We start from the raw sequence: 15,295 nt of genomic DNA, 5'->3' as shown, positions 1-15,295 counted from the left end.
CGCCTCACCGCGTCGCCACGGCGAAGACCCCGCCGTTGTCGTCCACCAGCAACCGCGCGCCCAACGGCTCCGCCAGGGTCACGGTGTAGGTCTGGCTGCGGTACATGGCGTCGCGCACGCAGCTGCCCCCACCGCCGCTCACCGTCCGCACCCCCACCTTCACGGCCGTCGCGCCCTCCTCCACCACCGGTTCGAGGACGGTCGGCTCCTCGCCGGGGCACGGCGGGGCCGGCGCGGGCAGCTGGACCTCCAGCTGCCGCCCGTCGGCGACGGCCCCCTGGTCCAGGGCGAAACCCACCTCGCCGAGCCGCCAGAACGCGTCGGGCGTGATCGCGGGCCACGCCCACACGCTGCCGAGCGCGGTCGAGAACCGCCACGCGGGCAGCTCCCGCCGCCCCCGGTCGGTGGGGAACTCGGCCGTGCCCAGCTCCACCGCCACGAACTCCAGCGGATCGCCGTCACGGCCGTCCGCCGACATCGCGGTCAGCGCCTCGCGCACCCCGATCACCGGGAACGTCGCCGGGCCGTCGGGCAGCCGCACCGACACCGGTCCCGGCGTCGGCGGTTCGACGCCGCCGAAGGTGAACCGGCCGCTGCCCGCGGCGACCTTCTCCTGCTCGCTGCCCGCCGTGCGCACCAACGCCGGCGGCGAACCGATCAGCACGATCGGGCGCGGCGAGGCGGTCACCGGGAAGGACGCCGGGTCCGGTCCGGCGGTCCGGCCGGGCGCACCCGGCATCGCGCGCTGCTCGGGCAGGTCGGGCAGCGCCGACTCGCCGCGGGCCGCGCACCCCGCCGCCAACAACGCCAGGGCGAGGGCCAAGAATCGCAGTCCCATGCCCGCTTGACGGTGTTCCCCCGGCAGGTGGTTGCACCGCCGGTTACGGTCGCAACATGGCCGAATACCAGCACATCCGCGTCGACCGCACGGATGACGTCGTGCGGATCACCATGGACCGCGCCGCACGGCGCAACTCGTTGTCCGCCGAGCACCTGGCGGAGCTGCTGACCGCGTTCCGGGAGGTCGCCGCGTCCGACGCCGCGGGTGTGGTGCTCGCGGGCGAGGGGCCGGTGTTCTCCGCCGGGCACGACTTCGCCGACGTGGCGTCCCGCGACCTGGAGGGCGTGCGCGACCTGCTGACCCTGTGCACGGACCTGATGCGCACCATCGAGTCCGTGCCCCAGGTGGTCATCGCCCGCGTGCACGGCCTGGCCACCGCCGCCGGCTGCCAGCTGGTGGCGTCGTGCGACCTCGCGGTGGCGGCGGAGGAGGCCGCGTTCGCCCTGCCCGGCGGCAAGGGCGGCTGGTTCTGCCACACCCCGGCCGTGCCGGTGGCCCGCGCGGTGGGGCGCAAGCGGTTGATGGAGCTGGCGCTGACCGGCGACGCGGTGGACGCGCGCACCGCCGAGCGGTGGGGCCTGGTGAACCGCGTCGTGCCGCTCGCCGAGCTGGACGACGCGGTGGACGAGCTGATGCGGCGCGCCACCCGCGGCAGCCGGGCCAGCAAGGCGTTGGGCAAGCAGACGATCTACGCCCAGCTCGACCGGCCCGAGGCCGACGCCTACGCCATCGCGGTGGAGGTGATGGCGGCGGCGTCGCAGACCCCGGCGGCCAAGGAGGGCATGTCCTCGTTCCTGGAGAAGCGCCAGGCCGTCTGGACCGACTAGCGGGCCGGGTCGAGCGCGAGGGAGGCGACGGCGAGGGCCAGGAACGCGGTGGGCGCCGCGATGTTGTGCAGCACGCGCGCTTTCAGGTGCGCGACGACCGCGCCGACGAAGAACAGCACCAGCCCGACCGCCGCCGCCCGGCCGATCACGGGGGCCCCGAGCAGGCCGAGCAGCAGCCCGACCGCGCCCGCGCCCTTCAGCGCGCCCAGCGCGGGCACCCACGACGCGGGCACGCCGACCTCGGCCGAGTTGGCCAGGACGAAGCGCGCCCGCGCCAGGTCGGCGACGGCGATGCCGGCGTTGGCGAGGATCGTGAGGACGGTGACGACGACGTGCGCTGCGGCCACGGGAACCTCCGGACGTCCGGGTGAGCGGGCGGCTGCCCACCCACCCGACGTGCGGGCGGCGCGCGAGGTGACCGGTCAGCCCACCCGCTTGTAGAACAACGTCGTCGGCCGCAGCTCGCCGTCCGGGTCGGCGGCGTAGTCCGGGATCACGCCGGCCTCGGTCCAGCCGGCCCGGCGGTACAGCCGCTCGGCGGCCGACCCGGTTCGCGCGTCCAGCACGAGCAGGGTCGCGCCGCGCTCGGCCGCGCCCCGTTCGGCCACGTCGAGCAGCGCGCGGCCCAGGCCCCGCCCGCGCGCGTCGCGGTGCACGATCAGCTTGGCCACCTCGGCGCGGTGCGCGCCGTTGGCCGGGTCGGCGAACCGCACCTGGACGGTGCCGAGCACGCGGCCCCCGTCCCGCGCCACCCACAGCGCCAGCACGCCGTTCGCGACCGGCGCGGCCCTGGCCCGCCACCACTTCAGCGCCTGCACCCGCGACAGCGGCTTGAGGAACCCGACCGACGCGCCGTCCGCCACGGCGTCGGCCAGCACGTCGGCCAGCCCCTCGGCGCACGCCAGCAGCTCGGCGGAGGTCAGCTCCGCGATGCCGGTGGTCACGGTTGCGCGTGCTCGTGCAGCAGGAGCAGCGTGTACGCCGCGATCGACTGGGCGTCGGTGATGTCACCGCGCGCGACCATCGCCTCGAACTCGGCCCGCGGGAACCACGCCGAGCGCATGTCCTGCTCCTCGTGCTCCCGCTCGTGGAAGCCCTCCGTCAGCTCGGTGGCCAGGAACACCCGGCCGCGCTGGCTGGACATGCCCGGCGCGACGTCGAGCATGCCGAGCTGCACCAGCCGGCCCGCCCGCAGCCCGGTCTCCTCCCGCAGCTCGCGCCGCGCGAGCGCCAGCGGCTCCTCGTCGGCCCGCTCGGGCGCGGTGCCCTGCGGGAACTCCCAGCGCCGCATGCCGAGCGGGTAGCGGTACTGCTCGACCAGCCGCAGCCGCTCGCCGTCCATGGGGATCACCAGCGCGAAGTCGGGCTTGTCCACCACGCCGTAGATGCCGGTGGTCCCGTCCGGGCGCCCGATGGCGTCTTCCCGGACCACCATCCACTGGTTCGCGTACACCTCACGCGATCCGAGGGTTTCCACGATCACTCTCCCTGTGCCGAATGCCGGGCGAGTTCCGACCGGCGTCGCCCGTAGGCGAAGTACACCACCAGACCCGCGGCGGACCAGACGCCGAAGGCCGTCCACGTGGCGGGCGCCAGGCCCGCCACCAACACCACGCACATCCCCAACCCGAGCAGCGGCACCACCGGCACCCACGGCGTGCGGAAGCCGCGCGGCAGGTCGGGCCGGGTGCGCCGCAACACCACCACGCCCACGTTGACCAGGCTGAACGCCACCAGCGTGCCGATGCTCGTGGCCTCCGCCAACTGCCCGAGCGGCACCAGCGCGGCCAGCGCCGCGACGACCACGCCCACCAGCACGGTGTTCACCGCGGGCACCCGCTTCGCGCCCAGCCGGGCGAACACCCGCGGCACCAGGCCGTCCCGCGCCATCGCCACCAGCACCCGCGTCTGTCCGTACAGGACGGTCAGCACCACCGACGCGATGGCGACCACCGCGCCCGCCGCCAGCACGGTCGCGGGCCACCCCGAGCCCGTGACCCGCAGCAGCACCGCGGCCAGCGACGCGTCCGAACCGGCCAGCGCGTCCACGCCCACCGCGCCCACGGCGGTCAGCGCCACCAGCACGTACACGACCGTGACCACCGCCAGCGAGAGCACGATGGCCCGCGGCAGGTCCCGCTGCGGGTCGCGCGCCTCCTCGCCGGCCGTGGACGCGGCGTCGAACCCGATGAACGAGAAGAACACCAGCGACGCCGCGCCGGTGATGCCCGCGACCCCGGCCGGCGCGAACGGCGCGAGGTTGCCGGCGCGGAACCCGAACACCGCCACCACCACGAAGAACACCAGCACCGCCACCTTGAGCAGCGTGGTCACCGTGGTCACCGCCGCGCTCTCCCGCACGCCGCCGAGCAGCACGGCCGTGGCCAGCAGCACGACCACCGCCGCCGGCAGGTTCACCACCTCGCCGGACAGCGCCGGGGGGAGTTGGAACCCGAGCGCGGCGTCGAGGAACGCGTTGAGGTAGCCGCTCCAGCCGACCGCGACCGCCGCCACCGACACGCCGTACTCCAGCAGCAGGCACCACCCGCACACCCACGCGACCAGCTCGCCCAGCGTCGCGTAGGCGTAGGAGTAGGCCGACCCGGACAGCGGCACCGCGCCCGCCAGCTCGGCGTAGGACAGCGCGGAGAACAACGCCGCCAGGGCCGCCACGGCGAACGAGACGGTCACCGCGGGCCCGGCCACCGGCGCGGCCTGCCCGAGCACGACGAAGATGCCCGTGCCCAGCGTCGCGCCCACGGAGAGCGCGACCAGCGGCAACAGCCCGAGGCTGCGGCGCAGCCCCTGGTGCGCGCCCTCGTCGGCGATCGGGTCGACGGGCTTGGTGCGCAGGAGCTGCCGCAGCGGTGACACGTCGGCCGACGGTACCTGCCGGTGGTTCGGCGTTCGCACCCCGTAGCCTGTCGGCCGTGCGCCTCGTCATCGCTCGCTGCCAGGTCGACTACGTCGGACGCCTCACCGCCCACCTGCCCATGGCGCAGAGGCTGCTGCTGATCAAGGCGGACGGCTCGGTGTCGATCCACTCCGACGACCGCGCGTACAAGCCGCTGAACTGGATGAGCCCGCCGTGCTGGCTGATCGAGGACCCGGACATGTGGGTCGTGCAGAACAAGGCGGGCGAGAAGCTGATCATCACCCTGGCCGAGGTGCTGCACGACTCCAAGCACGAGCTGGGCCCCGAGCCGGGCCTGGTCAAGGACGGCGTCGAGGCCGACCTGCAGAAGCTGCTGGCCGAGCACGTCACCACGCTGGGCGAGGGCTGGACCCTGGTCCGCCGCGAGTTCCCGACCCCGATCGGCCCGGTCGACCTGATGTGCCGCGACGCCGCCGGCGGCTCCGTGGCGGTCGAGATCAAGCGCCGCGGCGAGATCGACGGCGTCGAGCAGCTGACCCGCTACCTGGAACTGCTCAACCGCGACCCGCTGCTGGCGCCGGTGAAGGGCGTGTTCGCGGCGCAGCAGATCAAGCCGCAGGCGCGCACCCTCGCCGAGGACCGGGGCATCCGCTGCGTCGTGCTGGACTACGACGCGCTGCGCGGCATCGAGTCCGACGAGTTCCGGCTGTTCTGAGTCGTCCGGGTCCACCGGACGGGTGATCCCGTCGCGGCGAGCGGCCGGAACGCGCTCGGGCACTTTCCCCGGTCGTGCCGGTATTCGGCCCGGCACGGTAATGTGACGCGAAGGCCACCACGACGTTTCCGCACTTCTGCGCCTTCCGCGGCACAAGCGAGTAACGCTCGGGGAGGAATGCCCATGCCCACTGCGCGCCCGGTTCTCCGAAAGGTCGCCGTGGTCTCGTGCGACATCGAGGGGCATTCCACTTCGGACCCCGACAAGCAGTTCGACAGGGTCCGCGAGATCAACCGGATCGTGGCCGAGTGGGTGGTGCGCCTCGGCCACGACAGCATCGCGTGGTCGTCCGGCGGCGACGGCGGGCACGTCGTGTTCCTCGACCCGGACTGGCACGCCGACGCCGTCGCGCTGCTCGCGAGGTTGCGGGGGTGGGCGTTGTCGGCCGGCGTGCCGCTGCGCATCACCGCCCACCACGGCGTCGCCGCCGAGACCAGCGGCGCGGACGGGCGCCGGCAGCCGGTGGGCGAGGCCATGAACTACGCCGGCTGGCTGCTCGCCCAGGTCATGCCGGCGGGCGTGGTGGCGTCGGACGCGTTCCGGGAGGAGGTCGTCTCCTCGAACGCCGACCCGACCCTGCGCTTCGAGAAGCCGCGGCTGTTCCCGCACCGCAACCTGCAACCGCAGTTGCTCCACCTCCTGTCGTTCCCGGACATGCCGTCCGCGTGGGGCGGTCGGGGGCAGGACGACCGCGCCGCCTTCCTCGACAGCCGCAGTCGGGCCGACGGGTGGGAACTCCTCTACTACGCCAAGCGCATCTGGCAGGTGAACTCGGGCGACAAGGAAGTCGCCATGGCGCTGGCCGGGGTGCCCGACAAGCTGAAGTCGTCGGGGGAGCGCGAGAGCATCTTCTCGGTCCTGCGGCCGGGGCAGCTGAACGAACTGCTCCGCCTCGGCCAACTGGTCGAGCGCAAGGCCGGCGAGATCGTCTGCAAGTTCGACGACCCGGGCGACTCGTTGTTCCTGATCCTGCGGGGCCGGGTCGGGGTCTACAACTTCGAGGACGAGGGCTACGGACCCGTCACCGAGCCGCGGCACGAGCACACCGTGGGCGACATCGTGGGCGAACTCGCCTACGCGCTCGGCCGCAACCGCACGGCCGACCTGGTCGCGCTCACCGACGTGGCGCTGCTGTCGTTCAACAACGACGACATCCGGGCGCGACTGTCGCGGAGCAGGCAGGGCAAGCTCGCGGTGGACCTGCTGGACAACTTCGTCAACGAACGGGTGCTGGAGCACGTCGCGCAGACGGCGACGTACCTCGTCGGGCCGAACCGGACGGGACCGCTCAGCTCCGTCGGCGACGAGGGCTCCAGTCCGGAGGACCGGGACGAGGCGTGGCGCGAGGCGCTGCGGGTGCTGGAGGAGCACAGCTACCTCATCCCCGTGCGCAAGGGCGCGGTGGACCTCGACGTCGAGCTGCTGAGGCAGGGCGAGCACGGCCTCTACATCCTCACCAGCGGGGTGGTGCGACCGGTCGACGAGCCGAACGTGACGTTGCAGGGCGTCGACTTCCCGGTGCTCTGGGTCGACCTGCCGGAGCTGGTCTCCGGACAGGCGAAGTCGTACGAGGTGGTGCGGGACGCCACGTCGATGAAGATGCTCTACATCGGGGCCGACGGCATCAACGACCTCACGGTGCCGCAGCGCACGGCGCTGAAGACCAAGTTGCGCGACTCCGTCGGCCGCAAGCCCGACGACTACGAGTTCGACGTCTACCTCTGCCACACGAAGCGGGACGAGCCGCTCATCCGGGAGATCCGCGACCGCCTCACGGCCGCCGACGTCCGGTGCTGGTACGACGACGTCGAGCTGGAGGCGGGCGATTTGATCACCGAGAACATCCAGGTGGGCCTGCGCAGCAGCCGGTACGTGCTGGCGTGCGCCAGCGCGAACTTCATGGCGTCGGAGTGGGCGACGCGCGAGTTCGGCTACGCGCTCCACATGGACGTCAAGCGGCGTGACAAGCCGCAGGCCCTGGTGCTCATGCTCAACGAGGAAGACGACAAGGACGACGCGGTCCCGCCGCTCGCCCGCGACATCAAGCGGCTCCACTACCGGAGGGACGGCGACTTCGAGAAGCTGGTCGCCCTGCTGCTCCGGCGCGGCGCGGCGGCGAGGTAGCGGTGGGCGGGGACGTCCACAACCGGGCTTCGGCCACGTCGGCGAACCTGGTGCAGGCCGGCCGGATCTACGGCGACCTGCACTTCCACGACTCCAGGCCCGCCCGCCCGGCCCCGAGGCAGCTCCCCGCGCCGCCGAGGTGGTTCACCGGGCGCGCCGAGGAGTCGCGGCGGTTGGACGACTTGGTGCGCGGGCAGCGCGCGCCGGTCACCGTCGTGTCCGGTCCGGGCGGGGTCGGCAAGACCGCGCTGGTGGTCGAGTGGGCGTGGTCGCGCGCGGACGAGTTCCCCGACGGGCAGCTCTACGCGGACCTGCGGGGCTACGGACCGGACGAGCCGCTGGACCCGACCGAGGTGCTCGGTTCCTTCCTGCGCGCCCTGGGGGTGCCGGACGGGGAGGTGCCCGGCCCGGCCCACGAGCGCGCGAGCCACTTCCGGAGCGTGCTCGCGGGCCGCCGGGTGCTGGTCGTGCTGGACAACGCCGTCAGCGCCGACCAGGTGCGCCCGCTGCTGCCGGGCAACCACTCGTGCCCGGTGCTCGTCACCAGCCGGGACGCGCTGCCCGGCCTCGCGGTGCACGACAACGCGGAGTCGCTCGGCGTGGAGGTGTTCGACCGGGGCAGGAGCATCGACCTGCTGCGCGCCCTGCTCGGCGACCGGGTGGTCGGCGACGACGCCGCGGCCGACCTGGCCGGCCACTGCGCCGGCCTCCCGCTCGCGCTGCGGATCGTCGGCCGGCTGGCGCTTTCCCGGCCGGAGGTGCCGCTGGCCGCGGTGGCCGCCGAACTCGCCGACGAGCGCGAACGGCTCGACGCGCTGGACCTCGGCGACGACGCGCGGTCGGCGGTGCGCCCGGTGCTGTCGTGGTCCTACCACCGCCTGCCCGAGCCGACCGCGCGGGCGTTCCGGCTGCTCGGCGCGCATCCCGGCCGGGAGTTCGACGTGCCCCAGTTCGCCGCCCTCTGCGGTGCGACCCGCGCGCGGGCCACCCGGGTGCTGCGCGAACTGGTCGACAAGCACCTCGTCGTGGAGTCGTCACCGGGCCGGTACTCGTCGCACGACCTGCTGCGCCTGTACGCGGCGGAGGTGTGCGCCGCCGGCGACCCGGCGGAGGTCGCGGCCGCCCGCACCCGTCTGCTGGACCACTACCTGCACACCGCCGACCGGGCCGACCGCCTGGTGACGCCCAACCGGTACCGGCTGCCGCCGGTGGGGTCGGCCGAGCACGCGGTGTCGTTCGACGACCGGGCGGCGGCGTTGTCGTGGCTGCACGCCACGTGGTCGGACGCCGTGGCGCTCGGCCGGCTGGACTGCCCGGAGCTCGACACCCGGCGGTGGCGGCTCGCGTACACGCTGCGCGGCTACTTCTTCCTCGCCAAGCAGTGGCGCGGCTGGATCGACAGCCACGAGGCGGCGCTGGCGGCGTGCCTGCGGCTGGGGGACCGGCACGCCGAGGCACGGATCCGCAACGACCTGGGACGGGCGATGCTGGAGTGCGGCCGACCGGAGGCCGGCGCGGTCCACTACGAGACCGCGCAGCGGTTGTTCGCGGAGGTCGGCGACCGGCACGGCTGGAGCAACGCGGTCGCCAACCGCGCGGTCCTGCTGCGCCGGACCGGGGACCTGGAGGGGGCGTTGCGCCTCAACGCCACCGCGCTGGACTACTACATCGAGGCCGGGGCACGCCGCAACACCGCGATCGCGTGGCGCAGCCGCGCGAAGATGCACGTCGAACTCGGCGCGCTGGACGAGGCCGCCGCCGACCTGGAGCGGGCGATCGCGATCTTCGCGCAGCTCGACGTGCCGCTGGACCTCGCCGAGGCCCACAACCTCGGCGGCGTCATCGCGTCCCGGCGCGGACAGCGGGAGCGGGCGGAGGCCGAGCACCTGAAGGCGCTGGAGGCCGGTCGGGCGTGCGGCAGCCGGTACGAGGAGGCCGAGGCGTTGCGCTCGCTCGGTCGGTTGTCGGCGGACCGGGGCGCGGTCGATCCCGCCGCGACGCGGTGGAGAGCGGCAATGGAGCTGTACCGGGAACTGGGGTCGCCCAAAGCCGACGAGGTCGCCGCGGAATTGCGGGCGCTCCTCGCCGATACCGGCGATCCGGCATCACCCGGGTAAGCCGTTCGGGCGCGTGGCACGGCGGATTTCCCGATATACGCTGACCCTCCCGTCGACGGGCCTGGGGAGGCGCTGTGCGAAGACGAAGACCCGGTTTACTCGTCCTGCTCCCGTTCGCTCCCCTCCTCCTGGCCGGCTGCGCCGCGCAGCCGCCCCTCCCGGCGCCCGTCGTGGCGGCGTTGAGTTCGACCGCCGTCGCGCCTTCCCCCGCCGCGCACCTCGCGGCGCAGCCGCTCGCCGGTCACGCCGGCGGCGAGCTCCGGCTCAGCGGCGACGGTTATCCCGCACACGGTCGAGTGGTGTTCACCTTCCACGGCCGGCGCATCGGCGACACCACCGCGGACGCGGTCGGCCGGTTCGCCGACGTCCCGGTGCGGGTGCCCGACTCCTTCGGCGACGCCGCGCCCGGCACGCAGGTCACCATCGGCGCGACGTCCGGACCGGTCTACGCCGAGACGCCGTTCGTCCTCACCGGCTGATCCCCGCCCCGTCGGGCGCGGCCCCTCCCACCTGAGGTTTAGCCCGGGGTAGTTCAAACCGGCGAAGGTCGCCGAGGTGCACTACCGTCGGCTTGATCGGATGTGCGGTAGTGCGCGTTCGTGCGTTGTCGCGCGCGACGGTGTTCGGGGTTGTTCGATCAGGGAGGTGGGCGGACGTGCCCGTACTGGCCCAGGTGGATCTCAGGCTGGACGCCGGTCCGTTGGACTACGCCCTGCTGGCCGTGTACTTCCTGTTCGTCCTCGGCATCGGCTTCCTGGCCCGCCGGTCCGTCTCGTCCAGCCTGGACTTCCTGCTCTCCGGCCGCTCGTTGCCCGCCTGGGTGACGGGTCTGGCGTTCATCTCCGCCAACCTCGGCGCGATCGAGCTGCTCGGCATGGCGGCCAACGGCGCGCAGTACGGCATGGCGACCATGCACTACTACTGGATCGGCGCGATCCCGGCCATGGTGTTCCTCGGCCTGGTGATGATGCCGTTCTACTACGGCTCGAAGGTCCGCAGCGTCCCGGAGTTCCTGCGCCGCCGCTTCGGCAAGGGCGCGCACCTGGTCAACGCGATCAGCTTCGCCGTCGCCCAGGTGCTGATCGCGGGCGTGAACCTGTACGCGCTGGCCTTCCTGCTCAACCTCATGCTCGGCTGGCCGATCCCGTTCTCGGTGGTCGCCGCCGCGTTGATCGTGCTCGCGTACACCACGCTGGGCGGCCTGTCCGCGGCCATCTACAACGAGGTGCTGCAGTTCTTCGTGATCGTCGCCGCGCTGCTGCCGCTGACCGTCGTCGGCCTGCACCGGGTGGGCGGCTGGGACGGCCTGGTGGACCGGGTCACCGCCGGTCCGGGCGGGGCGGAGCAGCTCTCGGCGTGGCCCGCGACCGAGCTGACCGGCATCGAGAACCCGGTGCTCAGCGTCATCGGCATCGTGTTCGGCCTGGGCTTCGTGCTCTCGTTCGGCTACTGGACGACCAACTTCGCCGAGGTGCAACGCGCGCTGTCGGCGAAGAGCATGTCCGCGGCCCGGCGCACGCCGATCATCGGCGCGTACCCGAAGATGCTGATCCCGTTCGTGATCATCATCCCGGGCATCATCGCGGCGCTGATCGTGCCGGAGATGGTGGCGCTCAAGGCGGGCGAGGACAGCGGCGGGGTGGTCTACAACAACGCGCTGCCGGCGCTGATCGGCGAGTTGCTGCCCAACGGCATGCTCGGCATCGCCATCACCGGCCTGCTGGCGTCGTTCATGGCGGGCGTCGCGGCGAACGTGTCGTCGTTCAACACGGTGTTCACGTACGACCTGTGGCAGGACTACGTCAAGAAGGACCGGCCGGACGAGTACTACCTGCGGGTCGGCCGGCTCGCCACGATCGGCGGCACGGTGGTCGCCATCGGGACGGCGTTCCTGGCCTCCGGCTACGGCAACATCATGGACTACATCCAGGCGCTGTTCTCGTTCTTCAACGCGCCGCTGTTCGCCACGTTCATCCTGGCCATGTTCTGGAAGCGGATGTCGGCGGCGGCGGGCTGGTCGGGCTTGGTGGCGGGGACGCTCGCCGCGGTGCTGGTGTTCGTGCTCGCCGAGACCGGGGTGCTCGACCTGCCGGGCCAGGGCGCCAGCTTCGTCGGCGCGGGCGTGGCGTTCGCGGTGGACATCGTGGTGAGCGTGGTGGTGACCGCGTTCACCCGGCCGGTGCCGGAGGAGCGGCTGGTCGGGCTGGTCTACAGCCTGACGCCCAAGGCGGACCGCAGGCACTCCACCACGGGCGACGACGCGGGCTGGTACCGCTCGCCGGTGCTCCTGGGCGTCGGCGTGCTGGTGCTGACCGCCGTGCTCAACATCGTCTTCCGCTGAGCGTCGTGCTCGACATCGTCTGTCGCTGAGCGTCGGCTGAGCGTACTCGGGAGTGAAGGAGGTGGGTCGTGGCGCACAAGGCCGGCCTGTTCGACCTGCGACTGGTGATCGCGGTGCTGTTCGGCCTCTACGGCGTGGTGCTGCTGGTGGTCGGGCTCGGCTTCACCGACGAGGCCGACCTGGCCAAGGCGGACGGGCTCAACATCAACCTGTGGACCGCGGTGGGGATGCTCGCGCTGGCGGCGGTGTTCGCCGCCTGGGCGCTCCTGCGGCCGGTGATCGTGCCCGATGAGGAGGGGCAGGACGGGCGTCAGCGCCGGGGGTAGACCGGGTTGAACGCCTCGACCGTCCAGGTGTCGAGCCAGCGGACTGCGCGTCGGATGCGGTTGCGCATTCGGTGATGATCCTTTCGTCGGGGTCCACCAGGTTCAGCGCGTCGATCTTCTGAATCGTTCCCGAGGGTCGTAGTGAGGACGGACACAGGGTTCGTGCCACGAATGGCGCAGTCGGTCGCTACCGTGCACCCGTGCCCCGTCTCGTCGCCGTGTTGAGCTCGATCCTGCTGCTGGCCGGCTGCGCCGGGGCGGATCTGGCCAAGCAGCACTTCCCGCGCACCACCATCCCGGCCAACGCCGAGAACGTCTCCGACCCGAGCGGGACGAGCCGGACGTCGCCGCCCGTGTCCGGGCAGCCGGTCGACCCGGCGTTCGCGCCGGACCGGATGCGGCTGACCGACCCGTGCGAGCTGCTGGACGAGGAGGTCCTCAAGCGGCTCGGCACGCCCGGTGAGCGCTCGCGCAGCGGCTTCAGCCGGTGCTCGAACTTCATGAAGGACAAGAACGGCAAGGACCTCGCGGTCACGGTCGAGATCGGCCAGACCATGACCACCGAGCTGAAGAACGCCGACAAGCAGCTCGCCGGCCTGCGCAGCTACGAGCAGGTGCTGGAGAACAGCGCGTGCTTCGTCTCGGTGATCACGCAGGAGCAGCCGGGCCTGGGCATCACGGTCCAGATCGGCTACGAGGACGGCGACGCGTGCGGCCCCGGCCGCCAGGTGGCCGAGTCCGTCGTCGAGCGGCTCAAGGCGGGCGGGGCGGCCCGCACGCCCGCGAAGGGCTCGCTCATCACGCTGGACCCGTGCGTCCTGCCGGACCGGCCAACGATCGAGGCGGCGTCGGGGCCCGGTTACCGTGTGTATCCGTACGGCCTGCACACGTGCGCTTGGGTCGGTGAGGACCGCGAGCTGACGCTCACGCTGCGCGAGGCGTTCATCCCCGACGACCGCGAGTTCGACGAGGGGCAGACGGAGGTCGACCTGGGCGGCGGCGTGACCGGGTACCAGGTGGCGAGCAGCACGGCGTTCCCGTCGTGCGAGGTCAAATGGGTGCAGCTGGTCGGCTCGGACAACGAGGGCGAGATCGTCGACGTGAAGTCCGCCGGGCCGAAGGACTCGGAGTTCGACCGCTGCGCGGCGGCGGTGGCGTTCGCCAAGGCGGTCGTCGGCAAGATCCCGAAGGGCTGAACGGGGGCTGACATCACCACCCGTTACCCGTTACTGTCCGGTAACACCCGCGTTCGTGCTTCTGCTCGTGCTTGGAGGGCCAGATGACGCAAACCGCTCCCCCCACTCCCGCGCGCGCCGACGACGAGCAGCGGCGGTTCGCGTCGCTCGACCCCCGGACGGGCGAGGTCATCGCCCACCACCCCGTGGCGTCGGAGGAGGACGTCCGGCAGGCCGTGCGGGTGGCGCGGGAGGCGGCCGTGTTCTGGGCCGGGCTCGGGTTCGACGGCAGGCGGGCGCGGCTGGACGCGTGGCGCAAGGTGCTGGTCAAGCGGCTGGACGAGTTCCAGGCGCTGATCAGCGCGGAGACCGGCAAGTCGGCGGACGACGCGCGGACCGAGCTGGCGCTGGTCATCGACCACCTGCACTGGGTCGCCCGGAACGCGGCGAAGGCGCTGGGCAAGCGCAAGGTGTCGTCCGGCCTGCTGATGTACAACCACGCGGCGTCGCTGGAGTACCGGCCGCTGGGCGTGGTCGGGGTGATCGGGCCGTGGAACTACCCGGCGTTCACGCCGATCGGGTCGATCGCGTACGCGCTGGCGGCGGGCAACGCGGTGGTGTTCAAGCCCTCGGAGTTCACGCCCGGCGTGGGCGAGTTCCTCGTCTCGACGCTCGGCGAGGTGGTGCCGGAGTTCCCGGTGCTCCAGGTGGTGACCGGGTTCGGCGAGACCGGCGCGGCGCTGTGCGCGTCCGGAGTGGACAAGCTGGCGTTCACCGGGTCCACCGCGACCGGGAAGAAGGTGATGGCGGCGTGCGCGGCGTCGTTGACGCCGGTGCTGCTGGAGTGCGGCGGCAAGGACCCGCTGATCGTGGCCGAGGACGCCGACGTGCGGGCGGCTGCTGATGGTGCGGTGTGGGGCGGGACGTTCAACGCCGGGCAGACGTGCGCCGGGGTGGAGCAGGTGTACGTGGCGGACGCGGTGTACGACGAGTTCGTCGCGCTGGTGGTGGAGAAGGCGAAGAAGTTGCGGCCGGGTGGTGAGGCGGACGCCCACTTCGGACCGATCACCATGCCGGGGCAGGTGGACGTGATCCAGTCGCACGTGGCCGACGCGCTGGAGCGCGGCGGTCGGGCGGTGGTGGGCGGGCTGGAGTCGATCCGGCCGCCGTACGTGGAGCCCGTGGTGCTGGTGGACGTGCCGGACGACTCGACCGCGGTGACCGAGGAGACGTTCGGGCCGACGCTGGTCGTCACGCGGGTGGCGGACGCGGACGAGGCCGTTCGGCGGGCCAACGCGTCGGCGTTCGGGTTGGGCGCTTCGGTGTACTCGCGCAACCGGGGCGAGGAGTTGGCCGACCGGTTGCGGTGCGGGATGGTGTCGGTCAACGCGGTGCTGGCGTACGCGTCGGTGCCGGGGTTGCCGTTCGGCGGGGTAGGCGGGTCCGGGTTCGGGCGGATCCACGGTGAGGACGGGTTGCGGGAGTTCACGTACGCGCACTCGGTGACGCGGAAGCGGTTCGGGGCGTTGTTGGACCCGATGACGTACGAGCGGGGCTCGCGCACGATCCGCCGCGTCCTGCGCATGGTCCGCCTCCTCTACGGCCGCTGACGCGCGTGTCCTACGTTCAGAACGCGCGTGTCCTACGTTGAGAACGCGTGTGTCGTACGTTGGGAGCGCGTGAGTCGTACGTTCAGAACGCGTGTGTCCTACGTTCAGGGCGCGTGAGTCGTACGTTCAGAACGCGTGAGTCGTACGTTGGGAGCGCGAGAGTCCTGAGTTGAGGGTGCGAGAGTCCTGCGTTCAGGGACGGTGAGTTCAGCGCTCGGGTCCGGCTCGATTTGACATGGGGCCCTTACGGGTACCAGGGGCAGGCCAAAGCCGGCAGGCCCGGC

Annotated in this window: 14 protein-coding genes; 9 read left to right on the top strand and 5 right to left on the bottom strand. The window is 72.5% G+C overall.

All coding sequences use genetic code 11. The features are described from left to right. Positions 1-4: 4 nt before the first annotated feature. Positions 5-838 carry a hypothetical protein gene (locus tag ACWEFJ_RS37210; protein ID WP_378091666.1) on the bottom strand — a complete coding sequence of 278 codons (834 nt, stop codon included), beginning with the start codon at positions 836-838 and terminating at the stop codon, positions 5-7. Between the two features lie 56 nt (positions 839-894). Between ACWEFJ_RS37210 and ACWEFJ_RS37205 the strand changes: the two genes are divergently transcribed. Continuing rightward, on the top strand, positions 895-1,668 hold the full coding sequence (locus ACWEFJ_RS37205) for an enoyl-CoA hydratase-related protein (protein ID WP_449716641.1): 774 nt from the start codon (positions 895-897) through the stop codon (positions 1,666-1,668). On the opposite strand, the gene ACWEFJ_RS37200 is transcribed toward ACWEFJ_RS37205, so the two are convergent. The 4 genes from ACWEFJ_RS37200 to ACWEFJ_RS37185 form a co-directional block, all read right to left on the bottom strand. Further along, complete coding sequence (locus ACWEFJ_RS37200) at positions 1,665-2,015, bottom strand: DoxX family protein (protein ID WP_378091670.1); 351 nt, start codon at positions 2,013-2,015, stop codon at positions 1,665-1,667. The two genes, ACWEFJ_RS37205 and ACWEFJ_RS37200, sit on opposite strands and share 4 nt — an antisense overlap. Before the next feature lie 75 nt (positions 2,016-2,090). Further along, positions 2,091-2,612, bottom strand: coding sequence for a GNAT family N-acetyltransferase (locus tag ACWEFJ_RS37195; protein ID WP_378091672.1), 522 nt, complete (start codon positions 2,610-2,612; stop codon positions 2,091-2,093). Next, a complete protein-coding gene (locus ACWEFJ_RS37190; RefSeq protein WP_378091674.1) occupies positions 2,609-3,145 on the bottom strand; it encodes an NUDIX domain-containing protein in 537 nt (178 codons plus the stop codon). The genes ACWEFJ_RS37195 and ACWEFJ_RS37190 overlap by 4 nt, the downstream gene beginning before the upstream one ends. 2 nt (positions 3,146-3,147) lie before the next feature. Beyond that, the gene (locus ACWEFJ_RS37185) at positions 3,148-4,542 is read right to left on the bottom strand and encodes an amino acid permease (protein ID WP_449716640.1); all 1,395 of its coding nucleotides are present in this window, start codon (positions 4,540-4,542) and stop codon (positions 3,148-3,150) included. Positions 4,543-4,598: 56 nt separating this feature from the next. On the opposite strand from ACWEFJ_RS37185, the gene nucS reads away from it, so the two are divergent. From nucS to ACWEFJ_RS37145, 8 genes are all read left to right on the top strand, one after another. After that, entirely contained in the window at positions 4,599-5,258 is a 660-nt protein-coding gene (nucS, locus tag ACWEFJ_RS37180; RefSeq protein WP_378091678.1) for an endonuclease NucS, read from the top strand. Between the two features lie 183 nt (positions 5,259-5,441). Next, complete coding sequence (locus ACWEFJ_RS37175) at positions 5,442-7,442, top strand: TIR domain-containing protein (RefSeq protein ID WP_449716639.1); 2,001 nt, start codon at positions 5,442-5,444, stop codon at positions 7,440-7,442. A gap of 2 nt (positions 7,443-7,444) precedes the next feature. Beyond that, positions 7,445-9,559: an ATP-binding protein gene (locus tag ACWEFJ_RS37170; RefSeq protein ID WP_449716638.1), complete on the top strand. Its 2,115-nt coding sequence runs from the start codon at positions 7,445-7,447 to the stop codon at positions 9,557-9,559. Between the two features lie 299 nt (positions 9,560-9,858). Beyond that, positions 9,859-10,038 (top strand): hypothetical protein, encoded by a 180-nt coding sequence (locus ACWEFJ_RS37165; RefSeq protein WP_378091684.1) that lies wholly within the window; start codon positions 9,859-9,861, stop codon positions 10,036-10,038. Between the two features lie 176 nt (positions 10,039-10,214). Beyond that, positions 10,215-11,900 carry a sodium:solute symporter family protein gene (locus tag ACWEFJ_RS37160; protein WP_378091686.1) on the top strand — a complete coding sequence of 562 codons (1,686 nt, stop codon included), beginning with the start codon at positions 10,215-10,217 and terminating at the stop codon, positions 11,898-11,900. A gap of 68 nt (positions 11,901-11,968) precedes the next feature. Then, positions 11,969-12,226, top strand: a complete 258-nt coding sequence (locus tag ACWEFJ_RS37155) for a hypothetical protein (protein ID WP_378091688.1) — start codon at positions 11,969-11,971, stop codon at positions 12,224-12,226. 200 nt (positions 12,227-12,426) lie between these two features. After that, positions 12,427-13,422, top strand: a complete 996-nt coding sequence (locus ACWEFJ_RS37150) for a hypothetical protein (protein ID WP_449716637.1) — start codon at positions 12,427-12,429, stop codon at positions 13,420-13,422. Between the two features lie 83 nt (positions 13,423-13,505). Further along, on the top strand, positions 13,506-15,011 hold the full coding sequence (locus tag ACWEFJ_RS37145) for an aldehyde dehydrogenase family protein (protein WP_449716636.1): 1,506 nt from the start codon (positions 13,506-13,508) through the stop codon (positions 15,009-15,011). The last annotated feature ends 284 nt before the right edge of the window (positions 15,012-15,295 follow it).

The organism is Actinosynnema sp. NPDC004786, from assembly GCF_053601135.1.
Note: the sequence above shows the minus strand (reverse complement) of the source record. Positions and strands in the feature narration are given on the sequence as shown.

Coding starts and splice junctions, on each gene's coding strand:
- ACWEFJ_RS37210 (WP_378091666.1), bottom strand. CDS start 838: ATGGGACTGCGATTCTTGGCCCTCGCCCTGGCGTTGTTGGCGGCGGGG.
- ACWEFJ_RS37205 (WP_449716641.1), top strand. CDS start 895: ATGGCCGAATACCAGCACATCCGCGTCGACCGCACGGATGACGTCGTG.
- ACWEFJ_RS37175 (WP_449716639.1), top strand. CDS start 5,442: ATGCCCACTGCGCGCCCGGTTCTCCGAAAGGTCGCCGTGGTCTCGTGC.
- ACWEFJ_RS37145 (WP_449716636.1), top strand. CDS start 13,506: ATGACGCAAACCGCTCCCCCCACTCCCGCGCGCGCCGACGACGAGCAG.